Source organism: Turicibacter sp. HGF1, from assembly GCF_000191865.1.
In the GTDB taxonomy this organism is placed as follows: domain Bacteria; phylum Bacillota_I; class Bacilli_A; order MOL361; family Turicibacteraceae; genus Turicibacter; species Turicibacter sanguinis.
Window position 1 is genome coordinate 36,434 of record NZ_AEXQ01000060.1, and the last position, 19,139, is coordinate 55,572.

The window sequence follows — 19,139 nt, forward strand, 5'->3', positions numbered from 1 at the left end:
CATCATTTCTATTTTATTGTTCTAACATAATATCTTGAGTTTCTACAACGACCTCTGCTGTTTCAACTTCGTCATTTTCTACTAATGGCGTGACTTCCTCAATCAATTGTGAAGACATTGGCACCGTATTAACAAAAGCGCACACTTTTTGAATTAGAAAACCAAGTCCCCCTAGACAACTTGCGTAAAAAGCATATGGTGTGACATTTGCCATATAATAATTCACAACATCTGATAAACTATCAGATATCACAAATCCCTGCTCCACAATTGAAGCCACATAAGCATAACAAGCATACACTTGATAAGCTCCAAATCCAAGCATAATAATCGCTAATAAATATAAGACAACTGACACCTTCGAAACTTTTTTAATATTTTTCATTGTATAAAACTCCTTCTTATATTTTTGCTACCCCTTAAGACTCTATTCTATATAAGTCCAGATAAGTTTTTCACACTTGTAAAAATTTTAACTGGACTATAGTGACGCCTAAGTGTCAAAAAGACTTCAGTACTAATACTGAGACTCATTTATAATAGTGAAATACATTTCTGTTTGTATATATATAACGAACTATTTTTTAGTATACGTGATAACCCTTAAATTTATCTTAAAGTTTAAATAATGAAAAAACTCATAAAATCAATTTGATTTCATGAGTTTTTTGAATTTATTTTTCGAATTTTAAAACAATTTCTCCATCTTGTACATCAACAACCACCGTTGTATCCATTTCAATCTGACCTGCGATTAAAGCACGTGCTAATTTTGTTTCAATCGTACGTTGAATGAATCGTTTTAATGGACGTGCTCCGTACACAGAGTCAAATCCAGCACTTGCAACATACTCATGAGCAGCATCCGTTAACACGACATGAATTCGTTGCTCTGTTAAACGGGCATTTAACTGTGCAATAAATTTATCCACGATTTGATAAATAATAGATGATGATAATGGATTAAATGTAATGATTTCATCAATTCGGTTTAATAATTCTGGTTTAAAGTATTCACGTAAAACGTCAAGCACTTGTTCTTGAGCCTGTTCAAAGTCAGGATTTTCAAGCAAGATATGTGATCCAATATTTGATGTCATAATAATGATTGTATTTTTAAAGTCAACTGTTCGTCCTTGTGAGTCTGTAATACGTCCATCGTCAAGGATTTGAAGAAGAATATTGAAGACATCTGGATGTGCTTTTTCAATTTCATCAAGTAAAACAATTGAATAAGGTTTACGACGAACTGCTTCCGTTAATTGTCCACCTTCTTCATAACCAACATAACCTGGAGGAGCTCCGACTAAACGAGAGACAGCATGTTTTTCCATGTATTCACTCATATCAATTCGCACAATATGCTCTTCACTATCAAATAAGAATTCAGCTAAAGCTTTTGCAATCTCAGTTTTACCAACCCCAGTAGGTCCAAGGAATAAGAATGAACCGATTGGACGATGTGGATCTTTGATTCCGGCACGCGCACGAATAATGGCATCTCCTACTAAATCAATCGCCGCATCTTGTCCCATAACACGACGTCTTAAATCCTCTTTTAAATTTAATAATTTTTCACGTTCTCCTTGCACAAGTTTCGCAACTGGAATACCTGTCCAACGAGAAATAATTTCACCAATCTCTTCTTCTGTGACATTTTCACGAAGTAATCGATTTTCTTTTCCAGCCTCATCTTGTTGCATGGCTTCTACTTCAGCAATTTGTTTTTCAAGTCCTGGAATTTTACCATATTGTAATTCCGCTGCTTTTTCATATTCACCACGAGCTTGAGCATCTTCTAATTGACGGCGAGCAAGTTCAAGTTCTTTTTTCAAATCGGCAACCCCATGAATCGCTTGTTTTTCTTTTTCCCATTGTAATTTTAAAACATTTAATTCATCTTTTAAGTCCGCTAATTCTTTTTGAAGGGTATGAAGACGTTGTTTACTGAATTCGTCTGTTTCTTTTTTTAACGCTGCTTCTTCAATTTCTAACTGCATGACACGACGGTTAATGCGATCAAGTTCTTCTGGTAATGAGTCAATCTCAGTACGAATTGTTGCACAAGCCTCATCAATTAAATCAATTGCTTTATCTGGTAAAAAGCGGTCAGTTATGTAACGATCTGATAGCGTAGCGGCTGCTACAATAGCACGGTCTGAAATACTCACACGATGATGTACTTCAAAACGATCTTTTAATCCACGTAAAATCGAAACAGTATCTTCAACCGTTGGTTCATTAACTTGAACTTTTTGGAATCGGCGTTCAAGTGCCGGATCTTTTTCGATGTATTCACGATATTCTTTTAATGTTGTCGCCCCAATGCAGTGTAATTCACCACGAGCAAGTAATGGTTTTAATAAATTTCCTGCATCCATTGCTCCATCTGTACGACCTGCACCGACAATGGTATGAATTTCATCAATAAATAAAATGATACGTCCATCGCTATTTTTCACTTCATTTAAGACAGCTTTTAAACGTTCCTCAAACTCACCACGGTACTTAGCTCCCGCTACTAAGGCAGCTAAATCAAGTTCAAAAATCACTTTATCTTTTAAACTTTCGGGAACATCTTGGCGAACAATACGTTGAGCAAGACCTTCGACAATTGCTGTTTTCCCAACCCCAGGTTCACCAATTAAAACTGGGTTATTTTTAGTTTTACGAGAAAGAATACGAATCGCACGACGAATTTCTTCATCACGTCCAATAACCGGATCAATTTTTCCTGATTTCACATCTTCAACTAAATCGCGTCCGTATTTTTCTAACACTTCATAAGTTGCTTCTGGATTTTGTGTCATCACTCGTGAATTCCCCCTTATCTGTGAAATAACTTCTTTTAATTGTTTTTCATTTAAATTATATTTTTTAATGAGCTGTTTCATCTCATAATCTTTCGATTCAAGCATTGCTAGTAACACATGTTCAACTGATAAATAATCATCTTTCCATGCACGAGCATAATCATCTGCTTTTAAAAGAGCGCGATTCAAATCAGCTGATACATACGGTTCGGCTGAACTTCCTGTTACACTTGGTTTTTTATTTAAAATCTGTTTTAAATCTTTTACAATCTCTTGAACGGGATACCCTAGCTTCACAAATACACGTGAGGCTAACCCTTCAGAATCTTGTAATAAAGAACTTAGTAAATGCGCTGTATCAATCTCTTGGTGGTTTAATGAAGTTGCAAGAGACTGAGCATTAACTAAACCCTGTTGTAACTTTTCAGTCATTTTATTAATATTCATAATTCTTCACTCCATTCTTCATAGTCATTATATGCTGACATCATTATCATATCACAACTTTAGCACTCGTTCAATAAGAGTGCTAATAATTTTATGCGTTATGTTTAGGAATTTATGTATACTAAAGGATAAAACTTCATAATTTAGGAAAAGTGGCTGATGATGAAACCTACTGTCGTTTTGAAATTCGATTAATCTATGCTATTATATTAACTAAGCCGGAGGTGTTAAAATGGAGAACAAAAAATTAATCGTAACAGATTTGGATGGGACTGCTTTACAAAGCTGGGAATCACTCGATCCTAAAACAAAAGAAGCTTTAATGAAAGCTAAAGAAGAAGGTCATATCGTTGTCATTGCAACAGGACGACCAGCTCGTGCTTCATTACATTTTTATAAAGAATTAGGTCTCGATACACCTATTATTAACTTTAATGGAGCATATATACATCATCCTGAAGATGATTCATTTGAAGATATCTTAGCTCAAATTCCAACAGAAGTTATTATTACATTATTCGATTCAGAATTACAAAATTACATCGTCAATGCATTTTGTGAATACAAAGATCACTTATATGTTTTACATCAAGGTGATACAATCCGTGATTGGTTCCATATTGACACCTGTACGTCAGTTAAATTTGGACCATTTAAAGAAACATTAGATGAGCATCCAAATGGCTTCTTACTTGAAACGAAAAAAGGAATGGCAGAAGAAGTCATGGCCTTTTTACGTGAACATTACTCTGATATCATTACATGCCGTAACTGGGACGGAGACAATGATAATATTATCGAAGTCTTTAAATCAGATACGAATAAAGCAACAGCAATTGAAAAACTAGCAAAATATTATAATATTGAGCCAAAAGATATCATCGCCTTTGGAGATGGAGATAACGATATTGAAATGTTAATGTATGCCGGAGTTGGGGTTGCCATGGACAATGCCATTGACAAATTAAAAGAAGCAGCCAATACCACAACCAAATCAAACAAAGAGAGTGGTGTTGCTCACTATTTAGAACAATACATCTTAACAAAATAACAAAAAAAGCATTCTCAATTTTGATGAGAATGCTTTTTTATTATGGCATCTATCTAGTTTTAATATTTTATTCAAGCAAAAATGAAATTAAAGATTGCTTCTCGCTAGTATTATGGTAAAATATTCAAAAATAAAAAATCTTGGGGGGATATCACGTGGCATTGATTAAACATGAAATACCTATTTTAGAATATGATAACGATCCACAAGCAGTGCTCATGCCAACTCATGAAAAATTAAATTTAAAATTACCCAAAAAAGCAGTCTTTGCCTTCTTAGGTCGTCATATTGATAATTATGCTAATCAAAACAATTGTAAAATTGTGGGGAATTTTGAATCAGCAACTAAAGTTTATCCGATTTATATCACTCATTATAAAGGGCATGACATTTGTTTATGTCAGGCCCCCGTTGGTTCCGCTCCATCGACTCAAATCCTAGATTGGTTGATTAGCTATGGAGTTAAAGAGGTTATTTCTGCAGGATCATGTGGTGCCCTGACTGATATCAAAGAAAATATTTTTTTAGTTCCTACTAAAGCATTACGAGATGAAGGAACTTCCTATCATTATTTACCACCCTCTAGATATGTAGATTTAAATCAAATAGCATTAAAAGCCATTGAATTAACCTTAACTGAACAAAACTATTCCTATATCGAATGTTTGACCTGGACAACAGACGGTTTCTTTAGAGAAACCAAGCGTAAAGTTGAGTACCGAAAAAAAGAGGGATGCTCCGTAGTGGAAATGGAATGTTCTGCTTTAGCTGCCTGTTCACAATTTAGAAACATCATCTTTGGACAACTTTTATTTACGGCTGATACCTTAGCTGATATTGATCATTACGATGAAAGAGGTTGGGGTAGCGATTCATTTGAAATAGCTCTTACTTTATGTTTAGAAGCCGTGATAAAGATAAAATAATGGGGCTTGACACTCACAATCAATTTGCCATACTATACCATAATCTATCATCATTTTTGGCGACTCAAACCAAATATAAAAAATCCCTCCAACGAAATAGTCGTCAGAGGGATTTTAAATTTCATTATTTTACAACAATATTGACTAATTTTCCTGGTACCGCGATTACTTTCACGATTTCTTTTCCAGAAATGAAGTTTTGAACATTTTCGTTTGCCATTGCTACTTCTTGCATTTCTTCTTTAGAAATCGTAGCCGGCACTTCGATACGTCCACGTAATTTACCGTTAACTTGCGCGATAATTGTAATCGTATCAGAAACTAATTTTGCTTCGTCATAGGTTGGCCATGCTTCATATGTCATTGTCTCTTCATGTCCTAAAACTGACCAGATTTCTTCTGTCATATGAGGAGCGATTGGATTTAATAATTTGACGAATCCTTCTACATATTCACGAGGAATGCTTGTTGCTTTATATGATTCGTTAATGAAGATCATCATTTGAGCGATAGCCGTATTGAAGCTTAATTTTTCATAATCTTCTGTGACTTTCTTAACTGTTTCATTGTAAACTTTATCTAATTTACCATCATTTTCAGCCACTACTTTTTCAGCTAATGTGTGCTCAGGAGTCACAAATAAACGCCAAACTCGATCTAAGAATCGACGGCTTCCATCTAACCCTTCTGTTGACCAGGCAATCGCAGCATCAAGTGGTCCCATGAACATTTCATATAAACGTAATGTATCTGCACCATGTGATTCTACGATATCATCTGGGTTTACAACGTTTCCTTTAGATTTAGACATTTTTTCATTATTTTCACCTAAAATCATTCCTTGGTTGAATAAACGTTGGAATGGTTCTTTCGTTTCAACAATTCCTAAATCGTATAATACTTTGTGCCAGAAACGTGCGTATAATAAGTGTAAAACGGCATGCTCTGCTCCACCAATGTATAAATCAACTGGTAACCATTCTTTTAATAATTGTTTTGCTTCTTCTGTATTTAATCCCACATAGTCATTTTCTTGTTTTAAGATATATCCGATGTAGTACCAGCAGCTTCCTGCCCATTGTGGCATAGTATTTGTTTCACGACGACCTTTAACTCCGTCTTCACGTACAACTTCTAACCATTCTTTCGCATTTGCAAGTGGAGATTCTCCAGTTCCAGATGGTTTAATGTTATCCATAACCGGTAACTCGAGTGGTAATTGGTCTGCCTCTAAAACTGACATTGTTCCATCTTCCCACATAATAACTGGGAATGGTTCTCCCCAATAACGTTGACGAGAGAATAACCAGTCACGTAATTTATAGTTAACTTTACGAGATCCTTTTTGATTTTCTTCTAACCAATTAATAACAGCAGCTTTTGCATCTGTATTGTTCATTCCATTGATAAAGTCAGAATTAATGTGTGCAGCATCTCCTGTGAAGGCACCTTCTGTCATATCACCTTCTAAAACAGCTTTCATTGGTAAATCATATTTTTTAGCAAATTCAAAATCACGTTCATCATGTGCAGGGACCGCCATAACAGCTCCTGTACCGTAGCTTGCTAATACGTAATCTCCAATCCAGATTGGAACTAAATCTCCTGTGATTGGGTGAATCGCATAAGCACCTGTTGCAACACCTGATTTTTCTTTATTTAATTCTGTACGCTCTAAATCTGATTTTGCTTTAGATGCTTCTTGGTACGCTTCAACTGATGCACGGCACTCATCGCTTGTAATCACTGATACTAATGGATGTTCTGGTGCTAATACCACATAAGTCACACCAAATACTGTATCCGGGCGAGTTGTAAATACATCGAATGATTCTTCGTGACCCTCAATTTTAAAGTTAATTAAAGCCCCTTCACTTTTCCCGATCCAGTTGCGTTGCATATCTTTAATGCTTTCAGTCCAATCAAGACCATCTAAATCTTCAAGTAAACGCTCAGCGTAGTGTGTAATTTTAAGAACCCATTGTTTCATAGGCTTTTTGATGACTGGATGCTCTCCACGTTCAGACACCATTTTACCATCGACATTTAAAACTTCTTCATTTGCTAAAACAGTTCCTAACCCTTCACACCAGTTAACTTCGATATCTTTAATCTCAGCTAATCCCATATTATATAATTGAGTAAAAATCCATTGTGTCCATTTGTAGTATTTTGGATCTGTTGTATTTAACTCTTTATCCCAATCATATGAGAAGCCTAATGATTGAATTTGGTTACGGAATGTATTGATATTGATATCTGTAAATTCACGAGGATCATTTCCTGTGTTTAATGCATATTGCTCAGCAGGTAAACCGAATGCATCCCATCCCATTGGATGTAAAACGCGGTATCCTTGCATACGTTTCATACGAGATACGATATCAGTCGCTGTATATCCTTCAGGGTGACCAACATGTAACCCTGCTCCTGATGGATATGGGAACATATCTAATGCATAAAATTTAGGTTTTGACTTGTCTTCAGACGTTTTGAATGTCTTATTTTCAAGCCAATAGTTTTGCCACTTTTTCTCGATTTGTTTGTGTTCAAATGCCATGACGAATTCCTCCTGTGGGCTCATCCGTTGAAAAAAGATTCTCTTCTTTAAAGACTTTCTCCAGTTTTTGAGCAAATTTTTATTGTAGTCTAAATTTGACTTTTTAAAAGCAAATTCAGATGAACGATAACCTGTTCAATGCATAACTTATAATCCCAATTATTAGAAATAACTCCTAATAATTTGTGTCTATTACTTTTTTTATACCTTAATAAAGGAAAGGTCTTCATTTTAAGGCATAAAAAAAAGTACCCTGAAAGTTCTAAGGACGTCATAAACGCGGTACCACCTTAGTTGTAAGACAAAAAACCAGTCTTACCTCTCCATTCTTTTAACGCAAGAAATACGGCAGCCATTACTAAAGTTTCACAACTGCAACTCCAAGGTGAGTTCACAAGTGTTCTGTGCGAATTTCCACCAACCATTCGCTCTCTAAAACAGACATCCTTACTACTAGTCCTCTTCATAGCTTTATAAGTTATTATAAGAAAGATTATATCAAAACTTTCATAAAATACAACATTTTTTAATAATTCTACGATAAAAACCGTGTTAAATTTCAAAGATTTTGTTCAGTATGATAAAATAATGAAAGAGAGATGACTAAATGCCTAATAAATCTGATCATTCACTCTAGATTGACTTAGGCTAAGATTCATAAACATACGACGATATATTAGATTAGATAGGAGACGTTATCATGGATAATCCTTTTCAATATTCTTATTCAGACAAACGATATCACACGTTAAATTATCATTTACGTGAAAAATATAATCAAAAAATCTTTAAGGTTATGATCAATGCTGGATTTACATGTCCGAATATTGATGGTACTGTCAAGTACGGTGGATGTACGTTTTGTAGTACAAAAGGGAGTGGAGACTTCGCCGGAAAACCTGAAGATGATTTAAAAACACAATTTAATTCAGTGCGCGAAATGATGCATCAAAAATGGCCTGAAGCGGGATATATCGCCTACTTCCAAGCTTTTACCAATACTCATGCTCCCGTTGAGGTGTTAAAACGAAAATACGAAGCCGTTTTAGAATGTGATCCGAATATTGTCGGACTTTCAATCGGAACGCGTCCAGATTGTTTACCAGATGATGTGGTTGAGTATCTAGGTGAGTTAAATCAACGCGTGAATTTATGGGTTGAACTGGGGCTTCAAACGATGCACGATCAAACTGGAAAATTAATTAATCGCGGACATGATTTTAAAACGCTTGTCGAGGGAGTTGAAAAACTTCGCAAACATAACATCGATGTGATTATCCATATTATTAATGGATTACCAGGAGAAACACGTGAAATGATGCTTGAAACAGCAAAAGCTGTTGCGAAACTTGACGTTCAAGGAATTAAGATTCACTTACTCCATGTCATCGATGGAACACCAATGCACAAAATGCTTGATAAAGGAATGCTTCAATTGATGGATAAAGATGAATACATCGATTTAGTCGTCGATCAATTAGAAATTCTACCACCTGAAATGGTCATTCATCGCTTAACGGGCGATGCCGTACGTGAAGAATTAATTGGTCCAATGTGGAGTTTAAAAAAATGGGAAGTCTTAAATGCGATTGATGCTCGTTTGAAAGAACGTCATACATACCAAGGACGTCTGTATAAGAAGGAGGAAGTGTAATGGCTCTAACACTTGAACGCGTCTTACCTTTCTCAAAGTCTCTATTGGAAAAAATTGTATCTTCCGGAGAAACAGTAATCGACGCCACAGCTGGTAATGGATACGACACCTTATTTTTGGCAAAACTTGTTGGGGAGTCTGGTAAAGTATTTAGTTTTGATGTCCAACAAGAGGCCATCGATAGTACGAAGGCAAAACTTGAGGAAGCAAAACTTGAGAATGTTTCATTAATCCTTGATGGGCATCAACATGTTTTAAATTATGTCACGGAAGAAATCAGTGCAGCCATCTTCAACTTAGGGTATTTACCTGGTAGCGATCAATCGATTACAACGACTGGTGAAACAACGTGGAAAGCTGTGACTGATATGTTATCGCTACTTAAGAAAAATGGACTGATTATTTTAGTGATTTATCACGGACATGAAGAAGGAAAAGTTGAACGTCATTTTTTAGAAGACTGCTTAGCCACACTTGATTCAGGAACGACACAAGTTTTACAGTATCAGTTTGTCAATCGCCCTACTGCCCCATTTATTGTAGCCATTGAAAAAGTGCGATAAAGTCATTGCTTTATCGCACAAATTTAGATGCTTGATAATATAAAAACTTTCCTCTAAACCCAAGAGGCTTTAATAATTGTTTTTGAACCGACTGTAGTTTCGGTTCTTTTTTTATACCTTCTGCTAAGTATAAGGCGAAAAGACCATCGTTAATCGTCTGATGAAACTTAACCTCTGGTAAAGCTTTAACACTTCTTTGAGCACTCTGATACGTTTTTAAAAGGGTGTCTATTCCTTCTTCATATGTATCATAGTAGGAGAAGAAATTGAGTTCTCCGTCTCGGATATCTTCATTTAAATCGATCAAATAATCCATCATGATGTGTAATTGTTGAACGTATGGAAAACTACAATTGAAAATCACCTCAGGACGAACGTTGTATTTTGACTGATTCATTGCATAAGCAACCATCGTAAAAATCCCAAGTGTTGAGCCACAAGCCGCACTAAATTCATACCAAGTTAGATCCCCTCTTAATCTCTTTTGTGTCGCAACAAGTTGTTTAAGCTTGATTTCACGCTCATTGACATGTAGGTGTTTGTAAACTTGTAAATCAACATAAAGAGCAGCTAATTTAGTTAACCAAGCTGCATATAGGTCATAGTGAGGAATTTGATGCAAACATTTGCGACACATTCGAACGAGTCCAATAAGATATCCTCCATCGAGTTGTTGCGTTTGATATTGATAATAATTTAGTGTTGGGTCACTTATTTTAAACACATCTATCAAGGCTTGATGTAATCGTCTAAAGTTCGTTTCATTAATGAGTTTCGTTTGATCGACGAGGTTATCAAGATAATCACAGATTGTCTGATAGGCAGTCATAAATTTTAAATATTCAAATTGAGATTCAGTTGAAACTAAAGAGGCATAAAAAGAAGCCCCATAACAATGAAATGCTTTACTCTCTAAACTAGCCAGTGCCTCTTTTTTTAAGGTTGGATCGGTAATCTGTTCCGCCTGTTTTTTATAAAATTCTAATAGTTGTTTCGTCTTGGGTTGATAGCTTTTAAAAAATCTTGAAATCAAGATTGGATAGATCATCTAACTCACCTCACCATCAAAAATGATTCTTTCTATATAAATAAACGTGATTTTTGTATTTTAAAATCAATTCCGTACTCTAGCTTTTGGATCCAAAGAGATTTCAGGTTCAAAAGCAAAAGTTTTCCAAGTTTGAAAAACTAATCTAGACTTATATAGTTTAGGACGATTGCTAACATTTCAAACAAGAAAATTAGACATTTTCTTAAAACCTTCATTATATTTTACATATTCTGATGTTTCCTTACAAAAGACTACAGTTTCAACTCTTCCGATTCAAACTCAATCGTTTCACTTCAAATGGGTAATCGGTTACAAGATTGTTTGAAATCGCTTATATTTATACTTTTTTTTACATGTAGATGCTATAATGAGACGTATAAATGGAGACAAGGAGGAATAGTAATGGCGCAACCAGCAAAAGAGGGAAGCAAATTAAAACAATTACTCGATATTCTAAAAAATCAAATAAACAATGTATCAGTTTATAATTATGTGGTTCCAGATTTATGGAATGCATGGAATTATGATGGGGACGAAGTGGTGCGCACAAGTTGGGGGGAAATTATGGTTAATCCATATAATTTCTATAGTCGCGTCATTGAATCATATATCTTACCAAAAGCTGAAGAAGGCGTTAATTATAATCAATCATTAAGCCAATTACATCATTCTTTCGTAGATAAACCAGGATATTTAGGTGGAGATTGGATTAAAAAAGCAACTGTTTATTCGATGATGGTTCGTACTTCAACATCATGGGATCATGATCGCAGTGGTGATTTAGAAAGTCAAAACATTTATGGATTAAAAGAGACAGGTACATTCGTTAAATCATTAGCCCTTTTACCACTACTTAAAAAAATGGGTGTTAATACAGTTTATATGTTACCTATTTCAAAATTCTCTTTAAAAGATAAAAAAGGTGAACTGGGTTCTCCTTATGGGGTATGTAACTTCTTTGAACTAGATCCTAGTTTAAAAGATCCAATGACAGGTTCAAATATGACAGTCGAAGAAGAATTCCAAGCTTTCGTTGAAGCTTGCCATATCTTAGATATGAAAGTCATGATTGATATTATTCCACGTACTAACTCGGTTGAAAGTGACTTAATTGTTGAACATCCAGATTGGTTCTATTGGGTATACACGGATACATTCCATGAGTATTATCCACCTTACGTACCAGGTCTTGGAGATACGTTAACACCAAAACCAGAATTTTTACCATATGTTTATCAATCAGAACAAGTATGGAATCATATTCGCAAATTCTCATACGCTCCAAATATAATCGATTCAGAGAAATGGGATCGTTTAGTTGAAGAATACAAACAAACAGAAGGTGCTTCTATTTTAGACCTAGTTAAACGTGACTTCGGATTAACAGTGGCTCCAGCCTTCTCAGATCATATCAATGACGTTCAACCACCATGGACTGATGTTACATTCTTCCGTATGTATATGGATCATCCAGTTGAAAGTCAAAAATATTTAGGTGGTGCAAATCCTGCTCCATACATTTTATTCGATACAATCAAATCAAACCTTTATAAAGGAAATGTGATTAATGAAGGCTTATGGGCAACATTATCAAACGTGATTCCATTCTATCAACAACAATACGGAATTGATGGAGCACGTATCGATATGGGACATGCTTTACCATCAGAACTTGTTGATCGTATTATTTCAAATGCTCGTGCAAATGATAAAGACTTCTGCTTCATTGCTGAAGAATTACAAGATGAAAATGCTTGGACATCTCGTAACATCGGTTATAACATGATCATCGGTTACGGATTCTACCAAGAACCACGTGTCAGAGAACACCGTACTCATAACTTTATGTATGAATCTCGTCACTTACCTTGCCCAGTATTCGCAGGTGGTGAAACACATGATACTCCACGTCTTGCAGCACGCGAAGGTGGACGTACATTATCTAAAATGTTAACGATTATGAATATGTTTATGCCGAATGGAGTTCCTTTTATCAACTCTGGTCAAGAGGTTTATGAAACACAACCTATGAACACTGGACTCGATTGTCGTGATAATGAGCAATACATGTTACCAGCAGGAGACCGTTACTTCGGTAAATTAGCCTTATTTGATAAATTTGCACTTCATTACTTAAATCATATGCGTTGGGATATTCCTGATACATTAGACGCTATCTCAAAAATCCGTAATGAGCATTTAGAAACCTTCACTAATGTTGAAAACTTCATTGGACTTGGATTTGATCGTCTGTCTGATCCTGCTATTGGATTCGGTTATATCGAAGACGGAAAACGTGGACACTTCAACAATAATCTTTTCATTATTGTCGCTAGTACAAACATGTACTCTCCAATCGATGTAACCGTTCATATTGAAGATTTACGTTATCAATCAGGTAACAACTGGTTAACAGGACGTTTACTGTATTCAACACATGAATGGGGACGCGAAGTTCATGAATTTGATTTAAATGGAAATTTAAGAGTTCATTTACAACCAGGTGAAGTTAAAATTATCAAACTATAAGAATCATGCTATAATTAAAGGTAACATCAACAGATGTTACCTTTTTTATATGGAGGAGTATGAAGTGAAAATCTTAAAAAATATTCTGGGCTATAGTGCTGGAATTTTGCTCTTAGGGGCTGCCATGGTTCTTCCGATTCTTGGACTGTTATGGTTTTCTGGTATCAAATATAATTCTATCTGGGCATTATTTTCTTATTTAGCTCTTATTATGTTATTAAGCTTTCCAATCGAAGCTCTCGAAAAATTTGTAACCCATGCACTCAGTACTGGACTGAATCTCTCAAAACAAAATATGATGCGTTTGGATCGTACACTTGATTTCTTGACATCACTTTGGATCATTCATTTTGTAGATGAATGGATGCCTCATGTGGTTATTTCAACAACTGGAGAAATTATTTTTGCGGTGTTATTGATTTTATTCACGATTTTTTTGGAGAAGAAAAACAAGGAATTAGACGAATCATTGAATGAATAATCCTCCTAATAAGGAATATACTAGTTATATACCATATATAGGTAAATAATGATAGCGTTTTACTTTATTTTGGTGTATAATAATAGTAGATTAGGAAGTTCCTATCGAAAGGAGGATACAGCATGTATCGTAATATCTTAGTGGCCGTTGATGATAGTGAAAAGTCAAAATTAGCCCTCAACTCTGCTATACATTCTGCTGTTGTATTTAATTCAAAATTGACGATTTGTCATATTAAAAAAAATACCATTATCTATACTCCAATTGATCCAACTGGAATGTTATCAACCACTCATATTTTCAAACAAGATTTCTCAAATTACATGGATGAAGAATTAGAGAAATACAAAGAAATGGCTTTGAATCAAGGCGTTAAAGAGGTTGAGATTGTCCAAACGTATAGTTCATCACCAGGGCTTGCAATTGCTGAAGTTATTGCTCCGGGATATGAGGTAGACTTAATTGTATGTGGAGCAAGTAATAAATCTGGATTTGACCGTTTCTTACTTGGAAGCGTCTCATTCGATATTGTAAAGCATGCAAAATGCGATGTTAACATCATTCGTAATCACGAAAAATAATAAATAAAAAGATGCCATTTCTAACTAGAGGCATCTTTTTTATTTTTCATCTCTTGTTTTCTTAAATTCCCATCGTCATTTTATCGTCATTTATACCATCTATTCTGTTATAACAGGACGTATTAATGCCTATCAATCAACCTGTAACAACTATCTAAGCATAAGTTATGTTAATCCACTCTACTAGGCTACAATACTCATCCAAAAAAATATAATATCTTTGAAAACCTTAAGTGATTGGCATTGAAGGTGTTTTTCTTCTCTTTTAAATACATAGCTCATTAAAGAAAAAGACGTTAGGCCTACCACCTAACGTCTTTTGTTTATCCTTGATAATTAACTAAAGCTAAGAATGATTGAGGATCAAGTGATGCTCCACCAACTAATGCTCCATCAATATGTTCTTGAGCCATTAACTCTTTAATATTTGATGGATTAACTGATCCACCATATTGAATGCGTACAGCTTCAGAAACTTCTGTTCCATATACTCGTTCAACAACTGAGCGAATATAACCAATGGTTTCATTTGCTTGTGCAGCTGTTGCAGTACGCCCCGTTCCAATAGCCCAAATTGGTTCATAAGCAATGATAACATTTTTTACTTGTTCTGGCGTTAATCCTTCTAAAGCTTTCACCGTTTGAGTATCGACAACTTCATTTGTTATCCCACCTTCACGGTCCGCTAAAGATTCACCGACACACACAATCGGAATTAAATGATTCGCGAAAGCAGCATGAACTTTTTTATTAACTGTTTCATCTGTCTCATTAAACATTTCACGGCGCTCGCTGTGACCAAGCACAACATAAGAGACACCAATTCCTTTTAACATATCCGGAGCAACTTCACCTGTATAAGCACCATTTTCTTCAAAGTGCATATTTTGTGCTCCAATACGAAGTGCATTTCCTTGACGTTTCACTAAACAACGTAAATATGGAAATGGTGCACAAATAACTGATTCAACAGTTTCTGATGATACAACGTTATCTTTAACCGCATAAATAAACTGTAACGCCTCATCTCGTGTTTTATTCATTTTCCAGTTTCCAGCAATAATTGGTTTTCTCATTTTTCTCCACCTCTAAGTTATCATGATTTCTATTATTCAACAGAAGAGGTCGTTCCCTCAACTTTCTCCTCTGCCTTCTTCTTATTTTTTGATTTTGATCTAAATAACCCCGTTGTGTTAAAGACTAACTCAACAACAACAATCGCAATCACTAACATAACTAATCCATAGAATTTCGATGAAACAGTATATAAAATAGCTGTTAACGAGAATAATAAAGCAATTCCATATAACACTAAAACACTTTTAACATGCCCTAAATTACGATCTAGTAATTGATGATGAACATGTCCACGGTCTGGTGCAAACGGTGATTGACCATTTAATGTACGTCTAATAATGGCCCATAGCGTATCGAAAATTGGAATCGATAAAACGATAATTGGAACAATGAATGAGACGAATGCTGCATTTTTATATCCAAGTAAAGAAAAGACAGAAACCGAGAATCCTAAAAATAATGATCCTGTATCTCCCATAAACACTTTAGCTGGATGGAAATTATGCACTAAGAATCCAAGAGTTGATCCTAGTAATAAACAACACATCGTTGCAACAAAAAGTTCTCCTTGAAAAGCTGCTAAAAACGCCATGGTTCCAAATGAAATCGCAGAAATTCCAGAAGACAACCCATCTAATCCATCAATCAAGTTAATCGAGTTGGTCACCCCAACAATCCAAACAACTGTGACGATTCCGCCTAACCAGCCTAAATCAATAACAGGAATAAACGGCAAGTAGATTTTATCAATCATAAAATGACCGTATGAGACCATAATGAGTGCTGCAACTAGTTGAGCCAATGCTTTCGGTTTAGCTGGAAGTTCAAACATATCATCGAGCATTCCTGTGACGATAATGACAAATGAGGCAATAAAGTAGGCATCAATAAATGCAATCTCACTCGCATCCAGTGCCTTTCCCTTTACATTGAATACCATGTATCCAATTAAAAAGGCAATGTAAATAGCGAGTCCTCCCATTCGTGGCATCACTTTACTGTGAACTTTTCGTTGATTTGGTTGGTCAACTGCATTCGTAAAATGAGCCAATTTAATCACATACGGCGTAATTACTACCGCTAAAATAAAGCAAAAGCTTATGACTAATAGGTAAATCATAATGACACCTCAATATTTAATTTTTTCTGTTATTATACCACAAATTTCATCTGTTTAGAATAATAGCTCAAAAAAGAACTTCACAAACCCTTAAAATTTCAAATAAAATCCACATATTATCCATGTATAACCAAAAATAAAAGGTAGTATAAACTCTACCCTTTATCGTTTAATTTGGTCTTCAATACGCCCTAGTTCATCTGTTACTTCCATGAACTCTTCGAGGAAGATACTTAAAATATCTTCAAATCCCGCTTCAGCTTTTAAAGCAGATTCTAATTCACGACTATATTCGTATAACTCATCTGCTCCTAGTTGTGCGGATAACCCTTTAATCGTATGAACCGTTCGAATAGCATCTTCTAAGTTCGATTCAATCAACTGAGGTAGATGTTCTACAATCATATAGAAATGTTTTCTAAAATTATGAGCGATGCGTAAATATAACCTAACGTTTCCTGCAATGCGTTCTAAAGCATATGAAATATTTAAAGACATTGATAACTCAATTAACTGTTCTGCTTTAATTGGTTTAACATCGAATGGTTTAGGGTTGATAACACTATAAACACCACTTGATAACGTATAGTGGTCTACCGGTTTTGGAACATATGCATCTACTCCATGACGTAAAATGAAATCTAACTCAAAACGATCACTAACTCCCGTTAATAAAATAACTTTAGCATCCGGATTAATGAGCTTAATCGCTTTAAAAGCTTCCACGCCACTTAAACCAGGCATGATAACATCGAGCAAGATACAATCATATTGATTTGCTGCTTTAGCATAATGTTTAACGGCTTGTTTTGGATCTGAAAAAGCAACCACACTATATCCAAAACTCTCAAGTAACGCCTCCGTAATTTCAAGATTTGATAGTTCATCATCAATTAATAAAATCTTCCCCGCACCCCGTGGAATAGATTCTTCGTTAATGACTTCTTCAATTCCATGATTGATTGGAAGATACAGTGTAAATGTTGTTCCTTTCCCAACGACTGACTCTAATGTAAGTGCTCCATTATGTGAGCGAATCGCATCGACAACTCCTGCAAGTCCCATTCCGGTTCCTTTTCCTACTTCTTTTGTTGTAAAGAATGGTTTGAAGATTTTATGTTGTAAACGTTCTTCAATTCCACAACCGGTATCTGTGATTTTTAAAATAGCATAGTCATTAGGCGTAATATTTGTATTCAAAAGATTTCCAGGAATGCTCTCCATTTGAGCATGTGTTAAAACTAATTCAATTCTCCCCTGACCTTTAATAGCATCTCGAGCGTTAATACATAAATTTAAAATCGCATTATTAAGCTGCGAAGAATCCCCTAAAATAAAATATTCATCTGGTTCAATTTGTAAATCGATACAAATTCGACGATCAATCGTATGTTTTAACATATTAACTGTATCTTTTACGATGGGAACTAAATCGATATTCATTCGTTTACTTTCCGGTTTATGTGAAAAAGCTAATAGCTGACGCGTTAATTCAGTTGAATGACGAACTGATCGCTCAATCCCATCCATATAACGAAGCAATGTTTCATCTTCTGTCATCGTTTTCATGAGCGCTACATAACCTAAAATCCCATTTAACTGATTATTAAAGTCGTGACTAACCCCACTAGTTAATTGACCAAGTGCCTGTAATTTTTCTAACTGCCCATCGATGACATCATGGCGCTTTTTATTGGTGACATCAATAATCATCCCCTGAACAACTAACACTTTGTCATCATCAAACACTTTTGCACATTTTATCATTAACGTTTCCCATGGCTCATGTTTATGACGAAGTAATAAATCCTGAGTCAGAATAACCTCTGGACTCAATAAAAAACTTTCAATGATTTCATTGATTGATTCATTTTCAAATAAACTTTGAGATTTAGAATGACGATTTGAATGCCCCTCAACATCTAAAAGTTGTTTCACTTTTTCCGTTACGTACCAAGTATTTTCATTCACTTTATATTCAAAAAAACCGCAAGCCAACTCTAATAAATTAGTATACCACGAGGGACTCCCCACTGTATCAACTTCATCATAAATTTTAACTAACCTATCCATTTCAATAATTCTCATAAAATCACCTGTTAAGTTCTAACAGAAACCCCACTTTCTACTTAAAGATTTCGATACTAATAGGTATCCCCAATACCATTTAAGTATATACATTCTTTTTCAAATTATTTCCTTTTATATCACTCCTATTATAAAGGTTTTCATAAATAGATTCAATGAATTCGCTAATTTAAATGTAGAAATACTTGGAATGTCGTA

The 19,139-nt window shown here is 35.0% G+C and carries 14 protein-coding genes and 1 other annotated feature; of the genes, 7 read left to right on the forward strand and 7 right to left on the reverse strand.

All coding sequences use genetic code 11. The annotated features are described in order from the left end of the window. Positions 1–13: 13 nt before the first annotated feature. Positions 14–385, reverse strand: a complete 372-nt coding sequence (locus HMPREF9402_RS05775; protein WP_006784297.1) for a hypothetical protein — start codon at positions 383–385, stop codon at positions 14–16. 289 nt (positions 386–674) lie between these two features. Continuing rightward, a complete protein-coding gene (clpB, locus tag HMPREF9402_RS05780) occupies positions 675–3,260 on the reverse strand; it encodes an ATP-dependent chaperone ClpB (RefSeq protein ID WP_006784296.1) in 2,586 nt (861 codons plus the stop codon). Between the two features lie 232 nt (positions 3,261–3,492). Here clpB and HMPREF9402_RS05785 point away from each other — a divergent pair, with 232 nt between their 5' ends. Both HMPREF9402_RS05785 and HMPREF9402_RS05790 read left to right on the forward strand, forming a co-directional pair. Next, a complete protein-coding gene (locus tag HMPREF9402_RS05785) occupies positions 3,493–4,311 on the forward strand; it encodes a Cof-type HAD-IIB family hydrolase (RefSeq protein ID WP_006784295.1) in 819 nt (272 codons plus the stop codon). 155 nt (positions 4,312–4,466) lie between these two features. After that, positions 4,467–5,237, forward strand: coding sequence for a nucleoside phosphorylase (locus HMPREF9402_RS05790; RefSeq protein WP_009606825.1), 771 nt, complete (start codon positions 4,467–4,469; stop codon positions 5,235–5,237). A 124-nt stretch (positions 5,238–5,361) separates the two neighbouring features. Here the strand turns inward: HMPREF9402_RS05790 and leuS are convergent, their stop codons facing one another. After that, positions 5,362–7,797 carry a leucine--tRNA ligase gene (gene leuS, locus HMPREF9402_RS05795; protein WP_009606820.1) on the reverse strand — a complete coding sequence of 812 codons (2,436 nt, stop codon included), beginning with the start codon at positions 7,795–7,797 and terminating at the stop codon, positions 5,362–5,364. 261 nt (positions 7,798–8,058) lie between these two features. Then, positions 8,059–8,273 (reverse strand) — a binding site (T-box leader). 224 nt (positions 8,274–8,497) lie between these two features. Here leuS and HMPREF9402_RS05805 point away from each other — a divergent pair. Beyond that, complete coding sequence (locus tag HMPREF9402_RS05805) at positions 8,498–9,451, forward strand: TIGR01212 family radical SAM protein (protein ID WP_006783418.1); 954 nt, start codon at positions 8,498–8,500, stop codon at positions 9,449–9,451. Further along, entirely contained in the window at positions 9,451–10,014 is a 564-nt protein-coding gene (locus HMPREF9402_RS05810; RefSeq protein ID WP_009606817.1) for a tRNA (mnm(5)s(2)U34)-methyltransferase, read from the forward strand. Before HMPREF9402_RS05805 ends, HMPREF9402_RS05810 begins: the two co-directional genes overlap by 1 nt. Positions 10,015–10,024: 10 nt before the next feature. On the opposite strand, the gene HMPREF9402_RS05815 is transcribed toward HMPREF9402_RS05810, so the two are convergent. After that, positions 10,025–11,062, reverse strand: a complete 1,038-nt coding sequence (locus HMPREF9402_RS05815; RefSeq protein ID WP_009606808.1) for a DUF2600 family protein — start codon at positions 11,060–11,062, stop codon at positions 10,025–10,027. Between the two features lie 405 nt (positions 11,063–11,467). On the opposite strand from HMPREF9402_RS05815, the gene HMPREF9402_RS05820 reads away from it, so the two are divergent. The 3 genes from HMPREF9402_RS05820 (at position 11,468) to HMPREF9402_RS05830 (ending at position 14,656) form a co-directional block, all read left to right on the forward strand. Next, a complete protein-coding gene (locus tag HMPREF9402_RS05820; protein WP_006783421.1) occupies positions 11,468–13,594 on the forward strand; it encodes an alpha-amylase in 2,127 nt (708 codons plus the stop codon). Between the two features lie 64 nt (positions 13,595–13,658). Next, positions 13,659–14,075, forward strand: coding sequence for a YrvL family regulatory protein (locus tag HMPREF9402_RS05825; protein WP_006783422.1), 417 nt, complete (start codon positions 13,659–13,661; stop codon positions 14,073–14,075). A 122-nt stretch (positions 14,076–14,197) separates the two neighbouring features. Continuing rightward, a complete protein-coding gene (locus HMPREF9402_RS05830) occupies positions 14,198–14,656 on the forward strand; it encodes a universal stress protein (protein ID WP_006783423.1) in 459 nt (152 codons plus the stop codon). 323 nt (positions 14,657–14,979) lie between these two features. On the opposite strand, the gene tpiA is transcribed toward HMPREF9402_RS05830, so the two are convergent. The 3 genes from tpiA to HMPREF9402_RS05845 all read right to left on the reverse strand — a co-directional run bounded on the left by tpiA (position 14,980) and on the right by HMPREF9402_RS05845 (position 18,941). After that, positions 14,980–15,732 (reverse strand): triose-phosphate isomerase, encoded by a 753-nt coding sequence (tpiA, locus tag HMPREF9402_RS05835; protein ID WP_009606804.1) that lies wholly within the window; start codon positions 15,730–15,732, stop codon positions 14,980–14,982. Between the two features lie 32 nt (positions 15,733–15,764). Further along, the gene (locus HMPREF9402_RS05840) at positions 15,765–16,853 is read right to left on the reverse strand and encodes a glycosyltransferase family 4 protein (RefSeq protein WP_006783425.1); all 1,089 of its coding nucleotides are present in this window, start codon (positions 16,851–16,853) and stop codon (positions 15,765–15,767) included. 162 nt (positions 16,854–17,015) lie between these two features. Further along, entirely contained in the window at positions 17,016–18,941 is a 1,926-nt protein-coding gene (locus tag HMPREF9402_RS05845) for a response regulator (protein ID WP_006783426.1), read from the reverse strand. Between the last annotated feature and the right edge of the window lie 198 nt (positions 18,942–19,139).